Source organism: Bartonella sp. CR127HXZ (genome assembly GCF_042194555.1).
Taxonomy (GTDB): Bacteria; Pseudomonadota; Alphaproteobacteria; order Rhizobiales; family Rhizobiaceae; genus Bartonella; species Bartonella grahamii.
Genome location: NZ_JBHIMZ010000050.1, coordinates 1 through 1,142, shown reverse-complemented (window position 1 = coordinate 1,142; position 1,142 = coordinate 1). Strand labels below are relative to the sequence as shown.

The following is a 1,142-nucleotide window of genomic DNA, read 5'->3' as shown; positions in this document are numbered from 1 at the left end:
AAAGCAGGCGCCCCCCGCACCTGCTATTTTATTTACGCAACATCCTCATACTCATCACGAAAATAATCATCATCACTACCAAATCTTGGAATTGCCTCATCATGAATTTGATCATATTCAGTTAAAGAGGCGGCGCTATGAATACAAGAATCGCCAGATACATAAGCACCACAAACCACGGCATCATCAACGACATAGGAATAATCACAAATATAAGCACCATCACTTATTTTTGCATTGCCACCGACATGAGCATTATCACAAATAACAGATGAATCAGAAATATGAGCATGTCCACTTACAGAGGCGTTATCATAAATTTTTGCATTACCTTCAATTACAACAGCGTTTTGAATATGGGCGTTGCCATAAACCTCACAATAATCATTTATTGTCATGCCTTCAAAAATAGCATTGCCATAAATTTGTGCATCACCATAAACGTCTACAAAAAAGCTTTTCACTTTACCATTTTCATAAACCCTTGCATTTTGAAAAACGCGTGCTTTATCGTAAACCCAGCAATTTCCCTCATGAGATAAGTTGCTTTCCTTTTCAATATAACCACCAAGATCACCAGCCTTGACATCATCAAAATCTCTTAAGGCTCTAATTCGAGTTAAGAAATGACCATCGATATATTCACAATCATCAATAAATTCATATTTTTTTGAGATAGCGTTCATAATGAACTCCTTACGGTTTAAAAGTTTTGAATTGACACCCTATAAGGCGTCGGGCGTTCAAAACACGGCCGTAAGTCCGTTGTTATGCTTTTCCCTAAAAGGGTGTTGTATGGCATAACCACACCCGACAAAATCACTATATATGCTAATAAAAGCATAAAAGACAGTCAGTTTCTGAAAGCAAGAAAAGATTTTTTTGTCATCTGTTTTCTTACGGCTTAGTGTTTTGATCACTTAAGTATTAATATAGTAAAATACCCATTTATTGTCAACTGTTTTTTTGTCTTTTTTTGGCATTTTTTATAATATTTTCAAATATTTATCTCATAAAATAGCTTATAATTTTTATCTCTTTCTTTTGTAGGATATGCCCCTAAAAGCTCACCCTTTTAATCATGATTTCGGAGCCGCGTGAGATGGACGAAACAAGCCGTTAGGTTCTTTGTCAAGGACGCC

At 35.7% G+C, this 1,142-nt stretch carries 1 protein-coding gene; it reads right to left on the bottom strand.

Features of this window, described 5'->3' with window-relative positions; translation table 11 throughout:
• Window positions 1-32 precede the first annotated feature (32 nt).
• Window positions 33-686 carry a hypothetical protein gene (locus ACFIKY_RS08975; RefSeq protein WP_375634883.1) on the bottom strand — a complete coding sequence of 218 codons (654 nt, stop codon included), beginning with the start codon at window positions 684-686 and terminating at the stop codon, window positions 33-35.
• Window positions 687-1,142 lie beyond the last annotated feature (456 nt).

Bases quoted from the DNA above. Each gene is read 5' to 3' on its own strand.
- ACFIKY_RS08975 (WP_375634883.1), bottom strand. From the start codon at position 686: ATGAACGCTATCTCAAAAAAATATGAATTTATTGATGATTGTGAATAT.